We start from the raw sequence: 21524 nt of genomic DNA, 5'->3' as shown, positions 1-21524 counted from the left end.
AGTTGTCTGAGGTGGTGGCACATTGCTCTCTGAGTGACATGGATCACACGGAGTAATTTTAAGATTTCCATACTTTTGATTGGTCGTGTGCCCCTAAAGTGCCGGTGGCCTGGGCTGACGTGGTCGGCCCGCTTCAAGGTTTGGCAATGCGTGGGGGAGTCAATTGTCTCGTCACTTCCGCCTGTTCACCCGCTCGCGAAGTTCGCGGCTGGCCGCGATGGCCGCCCTGGCCGTCTGCATGTCGGTGGTGACGCTCCCCTCGGTCGAGGCGGTCGCCAGCACCGCCGACCCGCCGAAGGTCTGGGTGCCGCCGAACACACCAGTGCCGGAGACCCTCCCGGTGAAGGGCTCGGACGCCAAGGCCTCAGGCCGCACGCCCGACCCCGGAAAGAAGTGGTCGCCGCCGGCCGACTCCACTCCGCCGTCCGGCAGAGCCATCGCCACGCTCGACGGCGTGAGTGCCAAGGCGACCGCGGCGTCGGCCTCCAATGACGTGCCGGCCCCGACAGTCGCTTCCACGGGCACGGTCCAGGCCGGCTCGCTACCTGTCTGGATCACGCCATCCGCCGGCGCGCAAGAGGCCCCCCGGAACGCCCCGTCGACCCCGGCTGCCAAGGGCGGAGCCCCGACCATCCAGGTCGACCTGGCCGACCAGGACCTCGCCACGGCTGCCGGCGTGAACGGCGCCCTGGTCGCCCTCAGCGACACCGGTGAGGGCGGCGGAGCCGGGCGGGTCCAGGTCGGGATCGATGTCCAGCCCTGGGCGAAGAACGCCGGCGCCAACTGGGCCTCGCGGGCCCGGATCGTCCAGCTGCCCGGGTGTGCCCTGACGACCCCGGGCGCCCCCGGTTGCACCACGCGCACCCCCGTACCGTCCTACCGGGACGAGGCTACGGGCCGGTTGGTGGCCGAGGTCGACGTCCCGCAGCCGACCATCGGCGTCGCCTCCAAGTCCTTCGCCGCCGGTGCCTTCGGAAGCCCGGCGGCGAACACTTCCACGGTGGCGCTCGCGGCCGAGGCGGCCCCCAGCGGCAGCGGCGGTGACTTCACCGCCTCGCCGATCACCCCGTCCGCCTCCTGGCAGGCCGGCGCCAACGCGGGCAATTTCACCTACGGCTACACCGTCGAGCTGCCCTCCGCACTGGCGGGCCCGGCTCCCGATGTCTCGCTCGGCTACGACTCCTCTGCCGTGGACGGCAAGACCGCTTCCACCAACGCCCAGCCGTCCTGGATCGGCGAGGGCTGGGAATGGCACCCTGGTTCCATCGTCCGCGGCTACAAGGGATGCAAGGACGCCGGGATCGACAAGTCGGGCGACCAGTGCTGGGGCGGCGACCTGCTCCAGCTCTCGCTCGCCGGCCACGCCGGCCAGTTGGTCAAGGACGACGACTCCTGCGAGTGGCATCTGCAGGGCGAGGACGGTACCAAGGTCGAGCGGCTGACCGGGCAGGCCAACGGCGCCTGGAACGGCGAGGCCTGGCGGATCACCACCGTCGACGGCACTCAGTACTACTTCGGCGCGAACCACCTGCCTGGCGGCGACGGTACCGACCAGGCCAGCAACTCGGTCTCCACCGTGCCGATCTACTGGCCAGGTGGCCAGGACCCGTGCCTGAAGGGCGGCTCGCCGGCCACCAACTCCTGGTCCCAGATGGGCTGGCAGTGGTCGCTCGACTACATCGTCGACCCGCACCAGAACCTGATCACCTACCGGTACGAGCAGGAGCAGAACTCCTACGTCCAGGGCGGCGGCCAGAACAACGGCAACGGCCCCCGGGCCAAGTACCAGCGCGCGAGCTACCCGGTCTGGGTCGGCTACGGCCAGCGGCTGCCCGACCAGATCGCCGCCAAGGGCAAGGCCAATCCGGCCGCCCAGGTGTGGTTCCGCACCGCCGAGCGCTGCTTGCCGAACGGCACGACCACCTGTGACCCGTCGCAGCGGACCAAGGCCAATGCCAAGTCCTGGCCGGACACACCGATCGACCAGACCTGTGACGCGACCGGCGACTGCACCGTCTACTCGCCCACGTTCTGGACGACCAAGCGTCTCACGACGATCGACACCGAGGTCTGGACCGGCACCTCCTACCGCCCCGTCGACTCCTTCGCCCTCAAGCAGTCCTTCCAGGACCCGGGTGACGGTACCTCCCCGTCGCTGTGGCTGGACTCGGTCCAGCGCACCGGCAGCAACGGCCGTACGCCGCTCACCCTTCCGGCGGTCTCGTTCCAGCCGCTGCAGATCGCCAACCGCGTCAAGGGCCGGATCGTTCGGCCGGACGGCACCTCGGCCTCGATCGAGCCGTACAACCGTCCGCGCATCCAGGCGATCACCACCGAGACCGGTGGCCTGATCAACGTTGTCTACCGGACCGCCGAGTGCTCGCGCGAAGCGGGCGGGAAGATGCCGTCCTCCGAGGACGGCAACACGATGGCCTGCATGCCGGTCAAGTGGTACCTGCCCGGGCAGAGCGCGCCGGACCCGGTGAACGACTGGTTCAACAAGATCGTCGTGCAGTCCGTGACCCAGGAGGACTCGGTCGCCGGCGGCCAGCCCGCGGTCGTCACCGACTACGTCTACGGCGGCGGCGCGGCCTGGCACCGCAACGACTCCGAGATGGCCGACCCCAAGACCCGTACCTGGGACCAGTTCCGCGGGTACGCGACGGTCACGACCCTCACCGGTAGCGGCAGCGACGTCGAGTCGCCGCGTACCAAGACGGTCGCCACGTTCCTGCGTGGCATGGACGGCGACATCCGCGCCAACGGAACCGCGCGCCAAGTGTCCGTGACCGACGTGCACGGCGGCACCATCAAGGACGAGAACGTCCTGGTCGGCTACATCCGCGACTCCACCAACTACAACGGGGAGAACGGAGAGGTCCTCTCCACCACGGTCTCCGACCCGTGGCTGGGTCCGGTCACGGCCACCCGCAAGCAGTCCAGTGGCATGCCGCCGATCACCGCCCGGGCCGTCAACGCGGCCAAGGTGACCAACCGGGAGAAGCTGGCCAACGGCTGGCGCACGAGCGAGCGCTCCACCACGTACGACTCGACACCCGTCGCCCGCCCGTTGACCGTCAACGACAACGGCGACCTGGCCCACCCCGAGCAACTGCTCTGTACCTCCTTCACCTACGCCGGCGGCCCGAACGGCGCGGTGACACAGCTCGCCTCGCGCACCCTGGTCCTCAAGGGCGCCTGCGGTCGGACCGCGACGAAGGACAACACCGTCGCCGACACCCGGGCGTACTTCGACGGCCTGCCTCTCGGCCAGTCCGGCGCCAAGTCCGAGCAGACCGCCACCGAGGTTCTGGAGCGTTACGACACCGCCGGCCAGCCGGTCTACCGGGCCACCGCGCGGGCGAGCTTCGACGCCTACGGCCGCGTGATCAGCACCGTCGACCCGAGTCGCACCGACGCTGCTCACCCGACCGGTGCGGAGACCAGGACCGCGTACTCCCCTGCCACCGGCCAGCTGCCGACCCAGGTCACCCACACCAACCCGATGGGCTGGCAGACCGTCAGCACATTGGACGTGGGCCGTGGTTCGCCGCTCAAGATCCAGGACGAGAACGGCCGCATCAGCGAGCAGGACTTCGACTCCCTCGGCCGCGCGAGCGCCGGCTGGAGCCCAGGCAACGACCGCAGTAGCTTTCCGGACCGCCCGAACCGAAGGTTCTCCTACTCGGTCAACGGCGCGAACGCGCCCTCGCAGGTGCTCACCCAGGCGCTGATGGGCGACCTGAAGACCTACACCTCCAGCTTCACCATCTACGACGGCCTCGGTCGCGTTCGCCAGACCCAGGCCAGCACCCCGTCGGGCGCCACCGGCCGCATGATCACCGATGCGCTGTTCGACTCGAAGGGTCGGCAGACCAAGACCAGCGCCGCCTACTACAACGACCAGGCGCAGCCCAGCGGCCAGCTCTTCCTGCCCAACGGCGGCGTGAACCCCGACAGCAAGATCCCCTCCCAGACTGTTCAACAGTTCGACGGCGCAGGCCGGGTCACCGACTCGGTCTTCCAGTCCTACGGCGTCGAGCAGTGGCGCACCCACACCGACTTCCTGGGCGCAGACGAGGTCCGCATCACCCCGCCCGCTGGAGGCTATGCGTCCGCGACCGTCAAGGATGCCCGCGGCAACACGCTCGCGCTGCGCCAGTACAAGGCCAACACCCCGACCGGCGCGTACGACGAGACCACCTACGGCTACACGCCGGAGGGCAGGGAAGCCTGGCGCAAGGACGCGGCCGGGAACCTCTGGTCGTACGAGTACGACCAGCTGGGCCGTCCGGTGAAGTCCACCGACCCTGACTCGGGCACCGGCACCACCAGCTACGACGACGCCAAGAACCTCGTCACCGCGACGGACTCCCGGGGCAAGAGCGCCACCACCGTCACCGACCTGCTCGGCCGCACCGTCGCGGCGTACGAGGGCGCGGCGACCGACCCCGCCAAGCAGGTCGCCGCCTGGACCTACGACACCCTCGCCAAGGGCAAGCCGACCTCCTCGACCCGCTACGTCGGCGGAGCGGGCGGAGCCGCGTACAAGTCGGAGATCACCGGCTACGACACCGGTTACCGCGAGCTCGGCGCCAAGACCACCATCCCGGCAGCCGAGGGCGGCCTCGCCGGCACCTACCAGACCGACAACACCTACGACACGGCCGGCCGGCTGACCAACACCCTGATGCCGGCGGTCGCCGGCATGGGCCGGGAGAAGCTGACCTTCGTCACGGACGTCATGGGCCAGTTCGCGGCCCTGTCCAGCGCCTTCGGGTTGGCCCCGTCGACGACCTACGTGGCCGACGTCCGCTACGACCCGTACGGCCGGCCGTACCGGACCACCGTGGGCGGCGCCGGCGCGCAGGTCGTCTCCACCATGATCATTGACAACGCCACCGGCCGGGTCACCCGTTCACTGCTCGACAAGCAGAACGCCCCTCTCTCACACGTCGACGCGATCGACTACACCTACAACCCGATGGGTCAGGTCACCTCGGCCCGCAACGCGCAGGACGGCCTGGTCGCCGACCTGCAGTGCTTCACCCACGACTACCTCGGCCGGCTCACCCAGGCCTGGACCGACAACGGCACCCAGACCACCCGTCCGCAGCCGAGCGTTCCCGGTGTCGGCGCCTGCGCCAACACCGACGGCCCGTCCGCGAGCGGCGGTAAGCCGAGCGTCGGCGGTCCGGCGCCCTACTGGCAGCAGTACGAGTACGACCTCATCGGCAACCGCACCAAGCTGGTCCAGAAGGACGTCAACGGCGACACCGGCAAGGATGTCACCACCACCCAGACGTTCGGCGCCGGCCCCAACACCCCGTCCTCCGACCCGAAGACGGGCGGCGGCACCGGCGGTCCGCACGCGCTCATGAAGTCCACCCGGACCGGTCCGGCTGGCGCCGGGGTGACCTCGTACACCTACGACGCCGCGGGCAACACCACCTCGATCACCGACACCCCGGGCACCAGGAACCTGACCTGGAACGCCCAGGGCAAGCTCGACCAGATCACCGGCACCGGTCAGAGCGGCGCCACCAGTTACCTGTACGACCTGTCCGGAAACCAGCTGATCCGCCGCGACCCGGGCAAGACCACGCTCAATCTGGGCGCGGACCAGCTGGCCCTCGACACCAACACCGGAGCGGTCACCAACGTCCGCAGCTACGCGGCGCCCAACGGCCTCTCCATCACCCGCACCACCACCAACGGCACGTCCAAGCTCGCCTACCAGGGTTCCGACCCACACGGTACCAACGGCGTGCAGTTCGACTCCTATGACCTTGCCCAGGTCCGCCGTCCCACCGACCCGTTCGGCAACGAACGCGGTACCCAGCCGGATGCGGGCGTCTGGGCCGGCGACAAGGGGTTCGTCGGCGGCACCAAGGAGAAGGCCACCGGCTTCACCCTCCTCGGTGCCCGTGAGTACGACCCCAAGACGGGCCGCTTCATCAGTCCCGACCCCATCACGGTCGCCAGCGATCCCCAGCAGTGGAACGCCTACTCGTACGCCAACAACAGCCCGATCAACAAGTCGGACGCCAACGGCCTGAGGCCCACGTGTGACACCCCGGCCGAGTGCAACGGCCTCGCCGCCGAGAAGGACGACGGCCACGGCTACTCCTACATCACCCCGGCGACCTGGTCGCCCAGCACCCTGGCCTCGCTGCCCAAGCCCACAGCGCAGGAACAGACCGCGAAGAGTCGGATGGACGCCGCCGACAAGGTCGTGAACGAGGCCAAGCACAAGCGTGATGAGCTCGTGCACAAGGTGGTCGACCTGGTCGGGGATCTGATCGGCTTCAACGACGCTCGCGACTGCTTCACCAAGGGCGACGTGATGAGCTGCATCAACACTGCGCTCAACGTGGTGCCCTGGGGCAAGATCCTCAAAGCCGTGAAGGTCGGCATCCAAGCGCTGAAGATCTACAAGGAGATCAACAAGGCCTACGACGCCATCCGGGCAGGTGAACGCACCGCCAGGGAGGCCGAAGCCGCCTACGTCACCGCCAGGACTGCGGCATCGGAAGCACGGGCAGCCGAAAAGGCGGCAGCCAGTGCCGCAGAAGAAAAAGCAGCAAGAGAGACGGCAACCGACGCGGCGGGGACAGAGAGCAAGGCCGTAGCCAAGGAAGCCGACGAAGTGCCCGTCGGTTGCCGCAACAGCTTCCCCACCGGCACCAAGGTGCTGATGGGCGACGGCAGTCTCAAGTCCATCGACGACATCCACGAGGGCGACGTCGTCATGGCCACCGACCCTCAGACCGGCGAGACCCGCCCGGAGACGGTCACCGCCACCATCCTGACCCCTGATGACAAGGACTTCACCGACCTCACCCTCACCGACGACGCGGCCCCCCGAGGCCCTCCGGCGGACCACCAGTCGAAGATCACCTCGACTCACCACCACCCATACTGGAGCGAAACCCGCCAGCAGTGGGTCGACGCCGGCGAACTCACCCCCGGCGAACACCTCCGCCAGCCCGACGGCACCACCCTCACCATCCAGTCCGTCCGCAACTACCCCTACGCCGTCACCACCCACAACCTGACCGTCAATCAGCTCCACACGTACTATGTTCTTGCGGACGACGCCCCTGTTCTCGTCCATAACGACAAGTGTGAGATTGGAAAGGGGGGCTCTGAGGGGGCGGAGGGGTCGCCCACGGGCGGGACCGATCCTGGGCAGATTCTTGCCTATTTCGACCCCCAATCGGGAGGCTACTCCCGTCCGATCGTTACCCGCGGAACTGAGGCGCCGGGAACGACTCGGCGTGCGAGCGTAGAGGTCGCGGAGGAAAGGAAGACCCGCGCGTCGACGCTGAAGGGGGTCCCTGGTAAAGCTGGGGAAATGGTGAAGGCATTTGATCACAGCGGCGTTGGAGGTGGCGTCACCGAGGCGATCCTCGCGGCAACGATCACTGTGGCGCGTGCTGTCAAGTTGTTCAAGGCGAGGGGTAATGGGTAAGTTTGTCAGTTCCGCCATGCGGATCCTCCATGAGTTTCGTACGCACGATTTCGTGTCTGCCGAGAGTGAGATCGAGGCGGGCTGGGAAGATCGGCCGACCCGGGTCACGCCGGCGCTGCTTCTGCTGCTCGCGACGAAGATCCTTCTCCAGCTGAGGCGCGAGGCCGGCGAGGAGTTCCCGGTGGAGACACCCGCGCTTGCCGCGCGCGGTCTCGGCAGGGACGAGACCGGCACGATGGTCGCAGCCCTGGTCGGGGATCTCTCGGCTGTCCGGGTCGGGCGCGGCGAGGGCCTGTTCACGTTGCGGAACACCCTTGTTCTGCTGACGGTTCTGCTGGATGCCGGGACTGTGCGCGAGAGCGAGGTGACCGCGTTGCTACAGGCTGCGGAGGACACTGCGGACGAGTTCCTCCGTGCCGAGGATCCGTTCCGCCTGGCGGGGCGGGGCGTGGAGGTCGGTCCGTGGGACGTGAGCGAACGCGGCTGGCAGGGGACGGACCTCATCGACCTCGGAGGGCTCAGGGTTCCCCGGGAACCGGGCGTCAGGATCGAGCTGAACAGGGCGCCGTCCGGTGATCTCGTGGAGGCCGTCGTCGTGAAGGGTCGCCAGACGGGGCTTCAACTCCAGGCGTATCACGCCACCCGGCCGGATGCCTGGGAAAGGGCACGTGAACGTCTGGCGGCCGGCGTCCTGGCGGCGGGGGGCGAGATCCGTGCCTGGGCGGGCCGGGCCGGGGTGGAGCTCAGGTGCGAGGTCCCCGTGGAGAAGGGGCCGGGTGTCAGGGGAGTCTCCGTCAACCGGGTGCTCGGCTGCGACGGCCCGGGCTGGTTGCTGAGGGGGATCGTGACCGGCGAAGGAGGCGCTGCCGAGACCCGTGACGAGTGGGCGTACGAGTTCTTCGAACGGATCGTAGTGGTCCCCTCCTTCCAGCCGACTTCCGCCGCGTTCCTGTCGCCGAGCGGATTCGTCGGCCTGCGGCCGGTCTCGGACAATCAGCCGATCCCGTTGCGTCGACCCGACTGATCCACCCGCGCGGTCGTGTCGCGCAGCGTCGTCGGGCCGTCACCCGGGTAGGACTGTGGTCGTCCTGACCAGGCGTTGCCGAGACATCGCAGGAGCCGCGAGTGGCCGCTTATCTCGACCGTGACGGAGCCGACGGGCTGAGGGTGCCGAGCCAGGACGCGCCGCCGCCACCGCCCGAACTGGTGGCGCTGGCGCAGGCGTACGGGGTGGACACCCGGAACCCCGGGCCGGGGGGTGTGACCGTGGGGGCGCGCACGCTGGTCGCGGTGCTGGCGGCCCTGGGGGTGGCGGCGGGGACGCCGGAGCAGGCGCGCGAGGCGCTGGAGCGTCACCGGGCCGCGCAGCAGGCCAGGTTGCTGCCGCCCTGCGTGGTGGTCCGTCGAGGGCGGCGGACGGCGCTGGACGTGCCGGCCGACGCGCGGCTGCACGTGGAGCTGGAGGACGGCGGGGTGTGGGAGCTGCCGCGCGGCCACTCACACTGGCTGCCGCCGGACCTGCCGCTCGGGCGGCACGTGCTCAGGGCGGAGTGCGGCGAGGGCAAGGCCCAGGCGGCGCTGATCGTCGCACCGGAGAAGCTGCCCCCGCTGCCCGGCTACAGCTGGGGCTTCCTCGCCCAGCTGTACTCCGTCCTGTCCGACCGCTCCTGGGGCATGGGCGACCTCGGCGACCTCGCCGAGCTGGCCCAGTGGGCGGGCGCCGGCCTCGGTGCGGGCTTCGTCCAGATCAACCCGCTGCACCAGGCGCTGCCCGCCACCCCGGCCGCCCCGACCGACCCGTCCCCGTACCGCCCCTCCTCCCGCCGCTTCGCCGATCCGGTGCACCTGCGGGTCGAGGCCGTCCCCGAGTACGCCTACCTGACGGGTGACCAGCGCGCCGAGGCGGAGGAGCTGGGCCGCCGGGCCGCCCGGCTGCGCGACGAGGTGCTGGGGCACGACGGCCTGATCGACCGGGACGCCGTCTGGGCGCTCAAGCGCGAGGCGCTGGAACTGCTGCACGAGGTGCCGCGCGGCCCAGGCCGCCAGGCCGCGTACGAGGCCTACCAGCGCCGCGAGGGCGACTGGCTGCGCCGGAACGCACTGTGGAACGCGCTCGCCGAGGTGCACGGCGCCGACTGGCACGGCTGGCCGAAGGGGCTGCGTCACCCGGACGGCCCACAGGTGGGGCGCGCCTCCCGGGAGCTCGCCGACCGGGTCGAGTTCCACCGCTGGCTCGCCTGGCAGGTCGACCAGCAGCTCGCGGAGGCCCAGGGCGCGGCCCGGCAGGCCGGCATGCCGGTCGGCCTGATCCACGACCTGGCCGTCGGCGTCCACCCGGACGGCGCGGACGCCTGGGCGCTCCAGGACGTGCTGGCCGGCGGCATCTCCGTCGGCGCCCCGCCGGACGCCTTCAACGCCCACGGCCAGGACTGGGGCCTGCCGCCCTGGCGCCCGGACGCGCTGGCGGCGGCCGGCTACACCCCGTACGCGGAGCTGCTGCGCACGGCGGCCCGGCACGCGGGCGCGGTCCGGATCGACCACGTGATGGGCCTGTTCCGGCTCTGGTGGGTGCCGGACGGCCACCCGCCGACCGAGGGCGCGTACGTCCGCTACGACGCCGAGGCGATGCTCGGCGTGCTGGCCCTGGAGGCGCACCGGGCCGGGACGGCGGTGATCGGCGAGGACCTGGGCACGGTGGAGCCGGGCGTCCGGGAGAAGCTGGCGGCGCGCGGGATCCTCGGCACCTCCGTGCTCTGGTTCGAGCGGGACTGGCAGGGGGCGGGGGAGATCCTCGCCCCGGACCGCTGGCGCCCGGGCTGCCTGGCCACCCTCACCACCCACGACCTGCCGAGCACCGCCGCCCGGCTCTCCGGCGAGCACGTCGAGCTGCGGCACCGGCTCGGGCTGCTGGCCCGTCCGCTGGGCGAGGAGCAGGAGGAGGCGGTGGCCGAGCTGGCGGACTGGCGGGCCGAGCTGACCGCGCGCGGGCTGCTCGCGCCGGGCGAGCCGCTGTCGATGCCGGTGCTGTACCGCTTCCTGCGCGCGACCCCGGCGGAGCTGGTCGGCGTCTGGCTGCCGGACCTGGTCGGCGATCCGCGCCCGCAGAACCTGCCCGGCACCTGGGACCAGTACCCGAACTGGCGCCTGCCGGTCGCCGACGGCGCCGGCGATCCGGTCACCCTCGACCGGCTGGCCGCCACCCCGGCCGCCCGCCTGCTCGCCCACCTGCTGGCCCCGCCCGGCGCCCACCCCGCCGTCTGACCCCGCCGTGCGGCCCCGCCGCCCGACCCGGGCACCGCGGACGGCCCCCTTCCGGAAGGCCGACCCCGGCGCGCGGGGGGTCATAAGCGGCGGGTAAGTTGGAAACGTGGACAAGAGGAACGCTTTGCGAGCCGGCGCGGTCTCCGCAACGGTCACGCTGATGATGCTGCTGTCGTCGCCCGCCATGGCCCTCACCAGGGACGACGGCGACGACCCGGGTCCTGGCCTGAGCGTCGGCCAGACCATCGGCCTGTACGTGCTGATCCCGATCGCCGCCTTCGTGATCATCGCCGCCCTCGCGGGCCTGCCGTACGGCAAGGGCAAGGGCAAGAAGAAGTAACCACCGCGTCCACCAGGACCTGCACGACCCCGAAGGGGCACCGGAGATCTCCGGTGCCCCTTCAGGCGTTTCCAGCACCTTGACGGCGCCCGACGGCGCCCAACGGCGCCCGACCGGGGCCCCGACCGGGACCCCGCCGGGCGCCTCGGCAGGTCAGCGGCCGGCGCCCGCCGCCCGGTCGACCGCCTGGGCCTTGAGCGCGCGCTCGATCCCGGCCCGGGCCTCGACGACCTGGCGCCGCAGCGCCGGTGCCGGCTCGGCCTCGGCCAGCCACGCGTCGGTCGCGTCCACGGTGGCCTGCGTGACCTGCAGCGCCGGGTACAGCCCGCCGATGATCTGCTGCGAGATCTCGTGGCTGCGGGTCTCCCAGACCTCCTTGACGGCGGCGAAGTACTTGGCCGCGTACGGCGCGAGCAGCTCCTGCTGGTCGGACTGCTGGAAGCCCGCGATGGTCGCTTCCTGGACGTAGTTGGTGAGGGTGTCCGACTCGACGACGGCGGTCCAGGCCTCGGCCTTGGCCTCGGCGGTGGGCCGGGCGGCGCGGCAGGTGGCGGCGTGCTCCTGGCCGGCCGCGGTGTTGTCGCGGGCCAGCTCGGCCGTCACGGCGGCCTCGTCGGCGCGCCCGGTGGCGCAGAGCCGGGTGAGCAGGGTCCAGCGCAGCTCGGTGTCGACGGCGAGGCCCTTGATCTCGGCGGTGCCGTCGAGCAGGCCGGCGAGCAGGCCGAGCTGCCCGTCGGTGCGGGCGACGGAGGCGAGGGTGCGGGCCCAGGAGAGCTGGTGGTCGCTGCCGGGCTCGGCGGCGCGCAGGTGCTCCTCGGCGGCGGCGGCCCACTGGGCGAGGCCCTGCTCGCGCCAGTCGGGGTCGGTGTAGGCGTCGAGGGCGAGCCGCACCTGGCGCTGCACGGACTGCACGACGCCGATGTCGCTCTCCCGCCCGATGCCGGAGAGGGCGAGCGCCAGGTAGTCGCGGGCGGCGAGTTCGCCGTCGCGGGTCATGTCCCAGGCGGAGGCCCAGCACAGGGCGCGCGGCAGCGACTCGGTGAAGCCGCCGAGGTGCTCGGTGACGACGGCCATCGAGTCCTCGTCGAGCCGGATCTTGGCGTACGAGAGGTCGTCGTCGTTGAGCAGCACGACGGCCGGGCGGTGCCGGCCGACGAGCTCGGGCACCTCGGTGCGCGGGCCGTCGACGTCGAGCTCGATCCGGTCGGTGCGCACCAGCGCGCCGTCGGCGAGCTCGTACAGGCCGATGGCGATGCGGTGCGGGCGCAGCACGGCCTCACCCTTGGCGCCGGCGGGCAGCGCGGGGGCCTCCTGGAGGACGGCGAAGGACTCGATCTCGCCGTCGGTGTTCAGCGTGATGGCGGGCCGCAGCACGTTGATGCCGGCGGTCTCCAGCCAGGCCTGGGACCAGGTCCGCAGGTCGCGGCCGCTGGCCTCCTCCAGCGCCCCGAGCAGGTCGGTGAGCCGGGTGTTGCCCCAGGCGTGGCGCTTGAAGTAGGCCTGCACGCCCTGGAAGAAGGCGTCCTGGCCGACGTACGCCACCAGCTGCTTGAGCACCGAGGCGCCCTTGGCGTAGGTGATGCCGTCGAAGTTGACCTGGACGTCCTCCAGGTCGTTGATGTCCGCCATGATCGGGTGGGTGGAGGGCAGTTGGTCCTGCCGGTAGGCCCAGGTCTTCATCTGGTTGGCGAACGTGGTCCAGGAGTGCGGCCACTTGGAGCCGGGGGCCTCGGCCTGGCAGACGGCCTCGGCGAAGGTGGCGAAGGACTCGTTGAGCCAGAGGTCGTTCCACCACTCCATGGTGACGAGGTCGCCGAACCACATGTGGGCGAGCTCGTGCAGGATCGTCGCCGCGCGGGCCTCGTAGGCGGCGTCGGTGACCTTGGAGCGGAACACGTACTGGTCGCGCAGGGTGACGGCGCCCGCGTTCTCCATCGCGCCGGCGTTGAACTCCGGGACGAACAGCTGGTCGTACTTGGCGAACGGGTAGGGGAAGTCGAACTTCTCCTGGAAGTAGTCGAAGCCCTGCTTGGTGACGGCGAAGATGTCCTCGGCGTCCAGGAACTCGCGCAGCGAGGGGCGGCAGTAGACGCCCAGCGGCACCTTCTGGTCGCCGTTCTCGTAGGTGTCGAAGACCCCGACGTACGGGCCGGCGACGAGCGCGGTGATGTAGCTGGAGATCCGGCCGGTGGGCTCGAACGTCCAGACCTGCGAGGCGCCCTCGCCGACCGGGGTCGGGGTGGGCGAGTTGGAGACCACGACCCAGCCGGTGGGGGCGGTCACGGTGAACGCGAACGCGGCCTTCAGGTCGGGCTGTTCGAAGGAGGCGAAGACGCGGCGGGCGTCCGGCACCTCGAACTGGGTGTACAGGTAGGTCTCGCCGTCGACCGGGTCGACGAACCGGTGCAGGCCCTCACCGGTGTTGGTGTAGGCGCAGTTGGCGACGACGCGCAGCTCGTTCTCGGCGGCCAGGTTCGGCAGCGGGATCCGGCTGTCGGCGAAGCTCTCCGGGTCGAGCGGCGCGCCGTTGAGGGTGATCTCCTCGACGCTCGGCGCGACGAGGTCGATGAACGTGTCCGCGCCGGGGGTCGTGGCCGTGAACCGGACCACGGTGGTGGACCGGAAGGTGCCTCCTTCGCGGGCCGAACTCAGGTCGAGCTCGATGTCGTACGCGTCCACGTGGAGGAGGTCGGCCCGGGTGCGGGCCTCCTCGCGGGTCAGGTTGGTGCCGGGCACTCGCTGCACTCCTTCGTCAGGCTGATGGGGCGAATCCTCCCATGACCCAACGGACGGGCTCCCGGAAAAATCGCAGGCGGGGCGGGTTCGGGCAGATCGCCCGTTCCCGCCCCGCCAGGACGAGCCCCGAGGGCCCGTGTCCGAGGAGTGCTCAGCCCCCCGTCGTCACTTCTTCCACTTGGTCAGCGGCGCGTCGGAGCTGCCGCGGCGGAAGGCGTACACGGCTCCGCCGTCGGTGGAGATGACGTACTCGGACATGCTCATCCCGATGTCCAGGCCGTTGGGCATGGCCATGGTGCCGAGGTCGGTCATCGAGCCGTCGGCCGGCGAGAGCGTCACCAGCCGGGCGGGCTTGTTGTAGCCCTGGCTGACGATGGCGCGGACCTTGCCGTCCTTGTCGGTGCCGGACACCAGCCGGATGTCCTGGCTGGAGGTGGCGCCGGCGGCGGACCAGATCCGCTTGCCGGTGGTCAGGTCGTACGCGTTGACGGCCGACTTGGCGCCGGTGATCTGGGCGTACAGGGTGGTGCCGCTGACCACGTTCTGGCTGTAGGCGTCGGACTGGCCGGACAGCCGCAGGCTGTCCGCGCCGGGCTCCTTGACCGACATCTGGGTGCCGGGCTTGTTGCTCTTGTCGAACGGCAGGATGTAGTCGCCGTTCGGGCCGCTGCTCATCAGCAGCACCAGCGGCTCGTCCTGGACGACCTTGTCGATCCGCTCGATGCTGCCGGTGAGGGTGATCGGCGTGCTGGCGGCCTTGCCGCTGTCGGCGTCCACGATGACCAGCTGCGACTTCGGGCCGGAGCCGCCGTAGCAGCGGTCGCTGACGGCGATCTGGCTGCCGGCCGCGCGGCCGTAGAGGCTGCAGTTCTTGTCGCGCGGCTGGAACTGCCAGGCGGCCGAGCCGTTGTCGATGTTCAGGCCGCCGACCACGTTGCCGCCGATGGCGACCACCTTGTCGGTGACGCTGAGCGTCGGCGAGGACATCCGGTCGGTGGAGACCTTGACGCTCCAGAGCAGCTTGCCCTGGCTGACGTCGACGGCGCCGATGGTGGAGCAGTCGCTGTCACCGGTGTTGAAGGAGACGGCGGCGATGTTCTTCGAGTTGGCCGAGTAGGAGGCGGTGCACACCTCCTTGCTGCCGTCCGGGACCGGGATGTTCCAGGCCTCCTTGCCGTCGGAGGTGTTGAACGCCCGGATGCCGGTGCTGTCGGCGCGCACCGCGACCTTGTCGCCGCCCCAGATGCCGAGCAGCTGCGAGCCGCTGTCCGCGTTGGCGGCCTTGGGGGCGTTCCAGGCGATGTTGTAGCCGGCCCCGCCGGTGTTGCCACCGCTGGTGCTGCCGCCGGTGCTGTCGGCGGTCGGGGCGTTGGTGACGGTGCCTCCGGAAGTGGCGCCGCCGGACGCGGTGGTGCCGCCGGAGCCGGCGTTCGGCGTGGGGTCGGGGTCGTTGCCCTTGAGGAGCACGACCAGCCCGGCGACGATGGCGATCGCCAGGACGCCGCCGATGATCCCGCCCCACAGCATCACGGGGTTGCGCTGCTTGGGCGCGGGGGGCAGCGGCGCACCCGGGTAGTACCCGGGCTGCTGCTGCGGGTATCCGTAGCCGGCGCCGTAGGCCTGCCCGCCGTCCGGCGCACCGTAGGCGCCACCGGGCATCGGGTCGTACGGGCCGACCGGCGCACCGGGCGGTGGCGGCGGGGCCTGGCCGGGGAAGCCGGCCGCGGTGGGCGCGTACGGCTGGTAGCCGGCACCGGCGGCGGGCGGCTGGACGGGCGGCTGGTAGCCGGCACCGGCGGCGGGCGGCTGGACGGGCGGCTGGACGGGCGGCTGGACGGGTGGCTGCGCGGGCGGAGCCGGCGGCTGGGCCGGCGGCGGCCCGGCGGGCGAGGCCGGGCCCGGGATCGCCGCGCCGTCGAGCTGTGTCACCTGGTCCGCCACGGCGGCCGGGTCCACGCCACCGGGCGGGCGCCCGAACGAGACGCCCCGATTGTCCTGCGGGCCGCTGCCCGGCGCTTCGCCTGCCCCCGGCGTAGGGTGATCCCCTGCCATCTGATTCCCCGTCATTTCTGGAAGCGTCCCCCTGCCGATACCGCCCCGCGGTCCGGGGGGACGCGTGAGCTAGGGCACCATGCTAGTGGCGGGTGTTTTTCGGTCGAACCCAGGACTCCGCAGGCCCGTTTCCGTCCGTTCCCCCGCCGCTTGCGGGCCAGCCGCCACCGGCCCCCGTCGTACCGCCCGGCCCGATCAGCGCCGATCCGCGGCACAGGCCCTACCCTTCAGGAGTTGAAGGGGACGTCCCGGCGGAGGGGTCCCCGCCCTGGGAGGGTGGATCATGTCGACGGACACACCGGGCTCGCAGTCGTCCTTGCACCGGGCGAACCTGGAGCGGGTGCTGCGCGCGGTGCGGACGGCCGGTTCGCTGACCCAGGCCGAGATCGCCCGCGGCACCGGCCTGTCCGCGGCCACCGTCTCCAACATCGTGCGGGAGTTGAAGGAGAGCGGCACCGTCGTGGTCGCCGACACCTCCTCCGGCGGCCGGCGGGCGCGCAGCGTCTCGCTCAGCGGGGACGCGGGCATCGTGGTGGGCATCGACTTCGGCCACACCCACCTGCGGGTCGCGGTCGGCAACCTCGCGCACCGGGTGCTCGCCGAGGAGAGCGCCCCGATCGACGTGGACGTCTCCGCCGCGCAGGGCTTCGACCGGGCCGAGGCGATGGTGGAACGGCTGCTCCGGCAGGCCGGGTTCCGCCCGGAGAAGGTGATCGGCGTCGGCCTCGGTGTGCCCGGCCCGATCGACGTGGAGACCGGCGCGCTGGGTTCCACCGCGATCCTGCCCGGCTGGACGGGCATCGCCCCGGGCCGGGAGCTGGCCGAGCGGCTCGGCATGCCGGTGCACGTGGACAACGATGCCAACCTGGGCGCGCTCGGCGAACTGGTCTGGGGGGCCGGGCGGGGGCTGAGCGACCTCGCGTACATCAAGGTCGCCAGCGGGGTCGGCGCCGGACTGGTGGTCAACGGCCAGATCTACCGGGGGCCGGGCGGCACCGCCGGTGAGATCGGGCACATCACCCTGGACGAGGCCGGGCCGGTCTGCCGCTGCGGCAACCGCGGCTGCCTGGAGACCTTCGTGGGCTCCCGCTACCTGCTCTCCCTGCTGACCCCGACCCTCGGTCCGGACCTCGATCTGCCCCGGGTGGTCGAGCTGGCCCATCAGGGTGACCTCGGCTGCCGCCGGGTGATCGCCGACGCCGGCCGGCAGATCGGCACCGGCGTGGCCACCCTGTGCAACCTGCTCAATCCGCGCCGGGTGATCCTCGGCGGCGACCTCGCCGAGGCCGGTGAGCTGGTGCTCTCCCCGATCCGCGACTCGGTGGCCCGCTACGCCATCCCGAGCGCCGCCCGCCAGCTCTCGGTGGTCCCCGGCACGCTGGGCGGCCGGGCCGAGGTGCTCGGCGCGCTGGCCCTGGTGATGAGCGAGATGGGGGAGTCCGGGGCGCTGGGGCGCGGCTGAGCCGCCGCGGCCCGGATCGCTCCCGAACATCCATTCGTCAATCCAGGGTGACGCGTGACCCCCGGGCCGACCTCCGGGAATGGCGGTAACGGGTCGGTGGCACCGGGCGCGCCGCTCGGTGTCCGGCAAGCGGACATTAGACTCGACCGGTCGGCACCGGCCGCGACCGCCGGCCCGCCGCCAGACCGGGCAGCGACGCCCGTCGGACCGCCCGCGGTCCGCGAACACTGAACGAGGAGGAACGGGTGGCCCTGCTGACCCGCATTCGGGGACCGCGTGATCTCGACCGGCTCACGCCGGGACAGCTGGCCGCACTGGCCCAGGAGATCCGGACCTTCCTGGTGACCGAGGTCGCCAAGACGGGCGGCCACCTCGGCCCCAACCTCGGCGTGGTGGAGCTCACGATCGCGCTGCACCGGGTCTTCGACTCGCCGCGCGACCGCATCCTCTTCGACACCGGCCACCAGAGCTACGTCCACAAGCTGCTCACCGGCCGCCAGGACTTCTCGATGCTGCGGATGAAGGGTGGCCTGTCCGGCTACCCGTCCCGCGCCGAGTCCGAGCACGACGTGATCGAGAACTCGCACGCCTCCACCGTGCTCTCCTACGCCGACGGCCTGGCCAAGGCCAACAAGATCCTCGGCAAGCCGGACCCGGTCGTCGCGGTCATCGGCGACGGCGCGCTCACCGGCGGCATGGCCTGGGAGGCGCTCAACAACATCGCCGACGCCAAGGACCGCCCGCTGGTCATCGTCGTCAACGACAACGAGCGCTCCTACTCGCCGACCATCGGAGGCCTGGCCAACCACCTCGCCACCCTGCGCACCACCCAGGGCTACGAGCGCTTCCTCTCCTGGGGCAAGGACGCGCTGCAGCGCACCCCGGTGGTCGGCCAGCAGCTGTTCGAGACGCTGCACGGCGCCAAGAAGGGCCTCAAGGACTTCATCGCCCCGCAGGGCATGTTCGAGGACCTCGGCATCAAGTACATCGGCCCGATCGACGGCCACGACCTGACCGCCCTGGAGTCCGCGCTGACCAAGGCGCGCGGCTTCGGCGGCCCGGTGATCGTGCACTGCCTCACCGAGAAGGGCCGCGGCTACCACGCCGCGGAGAACAACGACGAGGACCGCTTCCACGCGGTCGGCAAGATCCACCCGGAGACCGGCCTGCCGATCAAGAACGCCGGCGGCCGGAGCTGGACCTCGGTCTTCGCCGAGGAGATGGTCGCGCTCGGCCACGAGCGGGAGGACATCGTCGGCATCACCGCCGCCATGCTCCACCCGGTCGGCCTCGCGCCCTTCGCCGAGGCCTTCCCGGACCGCATCTTCGACGTCGGCATCGCCGAGCAGCACGCCGTCACCAGCGCCGCCGGCCTGGCGACCAACGGGCTGCACCCGGTCTTCGCGGTCTACGCGACCTTCCTGAACCGGGCCTTCGACCAGGTCCTGATGGACGTCGCCCTGCACAGGCTGGGCGTCACCTTCGTGCTCGACCGGGCCGGCGTCACCGGCGACGACGGCGCCTCGCACAACGGCATGTGGGACATGTCGATGCTGCAGATCGTCCCGACCCTGCGGCTGGCCGCCCCGCGCGACGCCGACCAGGTCCGCGCCCAGCTGCGCGAGGCCGTCGAGGTCAAGGACGCCCCGACCGTGGTCCGCTACTCCAAGGGCACCGTCGGCCCGGCCGTCCCGGCGGTCGGCCGGATCGGCGGCATGGACGTGCTGCGCGCCGCCGAGGAGCCGGGCGGCACGCACCGCGCGGACGTACTGGTGGTCTCGGTCGGCGCGATGGCCGCCACCAGCCTGGAGGTCGCGGACCTGCTGGCCGCCCAGGGCATCACCGCCACCGTGGTGGACCCGCGCTGGGTCAAGCCGGTGGACGCCGCCCTGCCGAGCCTGGCGGCCGAGCACCGGGTGGTCGTCACGATCGAGGACAACGGCCGGGTGGGCGGTGTCGGCGCCGCGGTGGCGCAGGCGCTGCGCGACGCGGACGTGGATCTGCCGGTGCGCGACTTCGGGATTCCGCAGGAGTTCCTGGACCACGCGAGCCGGAACGAGATCCTGGCCGAGATCGGCCTGAACGCCCCGGACATCGCCCGAAAGGTGACGGCCCTGGTCGCCAGCCTGGACGCGGCTCGGGTCGAGGCCTGAGAACGGGCCCGGAACACGTTCCACCGACGACTGTTCGTCGTAACTCCGTAACAGTTCGTCACGAAACAAGCTGACAATCGCACCTAAGGGCGGGACCGGCGCCGTCCGCGCCGATCCCGCCCGGTAGGTTGTCATCCGTGCCCACCCCCACCCGCCTCCGCCTCGCCGGACTGGCCGAGCGCCTGCCCGAGCGCGTCCGTACCCATGTGCAGACCGGGTACTGGACGAGGCTGGTGCCGGTGCTCGCGCTGGTCGCGCTGCTCACCCACATCCCGTCCTTCGCCCGGCCCGTCTGGAGCCCCGACGAGGGGTTCCTGGCCACCCAGGCCCGGATGCTGGCCGACGGCGGAGTGCTGTACGACACCGTGGTGGACCGCAAGCCGCCGCTGCTCCCCTGGCTCTACCAGGCCTGCTTCACGATCTTCGGCTCCGCCTCGCTGTGGCCGCTGCGCACCCTGGCGGTGGGCGCCCACCTGGTCACCGCGATCCTGCTGGCGTCCATCGCCCGCGGCCGCTGGGGCAACCGGGCCGGGGCCGGCGCGGGGCTGCTCTACCTGCTGGTCTCCATCGGGCTCTCCCCGGAGGACACCCAGGCGGCGACCTTCGAGGTCTTCATGCTGCCCGCCATGGTGGCCGCGTTCCGGTACGCCGAGCGCCGCCGCTGGCTGGCCGCGGGCATCGCGGTGGCGCTCTGCTCGCTGACCAAGCAGACCGGCGGCGCGGTGCTGCTGCCGGTGCTCTGGATGCTGTTCCAGGACGCCCGCCGTCGCGGGGTGCGCTGGCCGCCGGCCCTGTTCAAGATCGGCTTCGGCTTCATCCTGCCGATAGCGCTGGTCGCGGTGATCCTGACCAAGCCCAAGGGCTTCCTGTTCTGGGTGGTCACCGGCAGCGGGGACTACGCCTCCTTCGGCGGCGCCTGGCTCCAGATGATCGGCCGCGCGCTCGGCAACTCGGCCATTCTGGTCGCGGCCGGGCTGGGCTTCCTGCTCCCGGTCGGGCGCCGGCTCTGGCTCAGGTACCGCCACCGGCCGCTGCCCGTCGCCGGGGAGGAGCACGGCTCCACCGGCGACCTGTGGGTCTGGCTGGCCTCCTCGGTCGTCGCGGTCAGCGTGGGCTTCCACTTCTTCGGCCACTACTACCTTCAGCTGATCCCCCCGCTGGTGCTGCTGGGCACCGGGGCGGTGGCCACCTCGGCGGTCCGCTGGAAGCCCGTCCTGGTGTACACCACGGTCGCCTCGACGGTCTTCTGGGCCCTGGCCCTGGCCTGGCCGGGGGAGCGGCTCAACCGCACCACCGAGGTCGCCACCGCGGTCGCCGCCCAGACCACCCCCAAGGACACCGTCCTGGTCTGGGGCATGCACCCCGAGCTGTACTGGCTGGCCGACCGCAAGCCCGCCACCCGCTACCTGACCGCCGGCTTCCTGACCAACTACAGCGGCGGCAAGGACGGCAACGCCAACGTGGGCGAGCAGTTCAGCGTCAGCAACGCCTGGCAGACCTTCGACAAGGAGCTCGCCGACAACCTGCCCGAGGTCGTGGTGGACGACTCCGGCATCGCCCCGTACCAGCCGGTGCTGGTCCCGCGGATCGAGAACCTGCTGGACACCCACTACGAGATGGTCGGCGTCTTCGCCGACACCGTGGTCTACCGCCTCAAGAAGGGCTGACCGCCCCCGCACACGCCGGAGCCCCGGTGACCGTCGGCGGTTTCTAGGGATCGTTGCAACACGTGGTCGGTTGTTCAGGCCGCGATGAGTTTATGCAGGCGCTCGGCTGGGGTTTCCCAGCCGAGCGTCTTGCGTGGGCGGCCGTTGAGCTCGGCGGCGACGGCTGCCAGGTGCTCGCTGGTGTGGGCTGTCAGGTCGGTGCCCTTGGGGAAGTACTGCCGCAGCAGGCCGTTCGTGTTCTCGTTCGAGCCGCGTTGCCAGGGACTGGCCGGGTCGCAGAAGTAGACCGGGATGTCGGTGGCGAGGGTGAACGCGCCGTGGGCGGCCATCTCGGCGCCCTGGTCCCAGGTCAGCGAGCGCACCAGGTGTGCGGGCAAGG

At 71.3% G+C, this 21524-nt stretch carries 10 protein-coding genes; 7 read left to right on the top strand and 3 right to left on the bottom strand.

The window, feature by feature from the left end:
- The first annotated feature begins 163 nt into the window (after positions 1 to 163).
- The 4 genes from ABT015_RS30350 (at position 164) to ABT015_RS30335 (ending at position 11075) form a co-directional block, all read left to right on the top strand.
- The gene (locus ABT015_RS30350; protein ID WP_350884731.1) at positions 164 to 7474 is read left to right on the top strand and encodes a polymorphic toxin-type HINT domain-containing protein; all 7311 of its coding nucleotides are present in this window, start codon (positions 164 to 166) and stop codon (positions 7472 to 7474) included.
- Positions 7467 to 8498 carry a DUF3710 domain-containing protein gene (locus tag ABT015_RS30345; protein ID WP_350884729.1) on the top strand — a complete coding sequence of 344 codons (1032 nt, stop codon included), beginning with the start codon at positions 7467 to 7469 and terminating at the stop codon, positions 8496 to 8498. The genes ABT015_RS30350 and ABT015_RS30345 overlap by 8 nt, the downstream gene beginning before the upstream one ends.
- Positions 8499 to 8599: 101 nt before the next feature.
- Positions 8600 to 10735, top strand: a complete 2136-nt coding sequence (malQ, locus tag ABT015_RS30340) for a 4-alpha-glucanotransferase (RefSeq protein WP_502897436.1) — start codon at positions 8600 to 8602, stop codon at positions 10733 to 10735.
- Positions 10736 to 10841: 106 nt separating this feature from the next.
- The gene (locus tag ABT015_RS30335; RefSeq protein WP_079135908.1) at positions 10842 to 11075 is read left to right on the top strand and encodes a hypothetical protein; all 234 of its coding nucleotides are present in this window, start codon (positions 10842 to 10844) and stop codon (positions 11073 to 11075) included.
- Between the two features lie 153 nt (positions 11076 to 11228).
- On the opposite strand, the gene pepN is transcribed toward ABT015_RS30335, so the two are convergent.
- Positions 11229 to 13811, bottom strand: coding sequence for an aminopeptidase N (pepN, locus tag ABT015_RS30330; protein ID WP_350884727.1), 2583 nt, complete (start codon positions 13809 to 13811; stop codon positions 11229 to 11231).
- A gap of 165 nt (positions 13812 to 13976) precedes the next feature.
- The gene (locus ABT015_RS30325) at positions 13977 to 15740 is read right to left on the bottom strand and encodes an outer membrane protein assembly factor BamB family protein (protein ID WP_350884725.1); all 1764 of its coding nucleotides are present in this window, start codon (positions 15738 to 15740) and stop codon (positions 13977 to 13979) included.
- A gap of 406 nt (positions 15741 to 16146) precedes the next feature.
- On the opposite strand from ABT015_RS30325, the gene ABT015_RS30320 reads away from it, so the two are divergent.
- The 3 genes from ABT015_RS30320 (at position 16147) to ABT015_RS30310 (ending at position 21145) form a co-directional block, all read left to right on the top strand.
- On the top strand, positions 16147 to 17325 hold the full coding sequence (locus ABT015_RS30320; protein WP_350884723.1) for an ROK family transcriptional regulator: 1179 nt from the start codon (positions 16147 to 16149) through the stop codon (positions 17323 to 17325).
- A gap of 245 nt (positions 17326 to 17570) precedes the next feature.
- Positions 17571 to 19478, top strand: a complete 1908-nt coding sequence (gene dxs / locus ABT015_RS30315; RefSeq protein WP_350884721.1) for a 1-deoxy-D-xylulose-5-phosphate synthase — start codon at positions 17571 to 17573, stop codon at positions 19476 to 19478.
- Positions 19479 to 19615: 137 nt separating this feature from the next.
- A complete protein-coding gene (locus ABT015_RS30310) occupies positions 19616 to 21145 on the top strand; it encodes an ArnT family glycosyltransferase (protein WP_350884718.1) in 1530 nt (509 codons plus the stop codon).
- Between the two features lie 74 nt (positions 21146 to 21219).
- Here ABT015_RS30310 and ABT015_RS30305 read toward each other — a convergent pair.
- A partial coding sequence (locus tag ABT015_RS30305; protein WP_350884716.1) for an IS30 family transposase occupies positions 21220 to 21524 on the bottom strand: 305 nt, incomplete at its 5' end.

Origin of the sequence: Kitasatospora sp. NPDC094016 (assembly GCF_040304045.1) — a bacterium.
In the GTDB taxonomy this organism is placed as follows: Bacteria; Actinomycetota; Actinomycetes; order Streptomycetales; family Streptomycetaceae; genus Kitasatospora.
The sequence above is the reverse complement of the archived record's forward strand: the minus strand, read 5'-3'. Positions and strand labels throughout refer to the sequence as shown.

Excerpts from the sequence above, each read along its gene's own strand:
- ABT015_RS30345 (WP_350884729.1), top strand. The coding sequence starts at position 7,467 with ATGGGTAAGTTTGTCAGTTCCGCCATGCGGATCCTCCATGAGTTTCGT.
- ABT015_RS30320 (WP_350884723.1), top strand. The coding sequence starts at position 16,147 with ATGTCGACGGACACACCGGGCTCGCAGTCGTCCTTGCACCGGGCGAAC.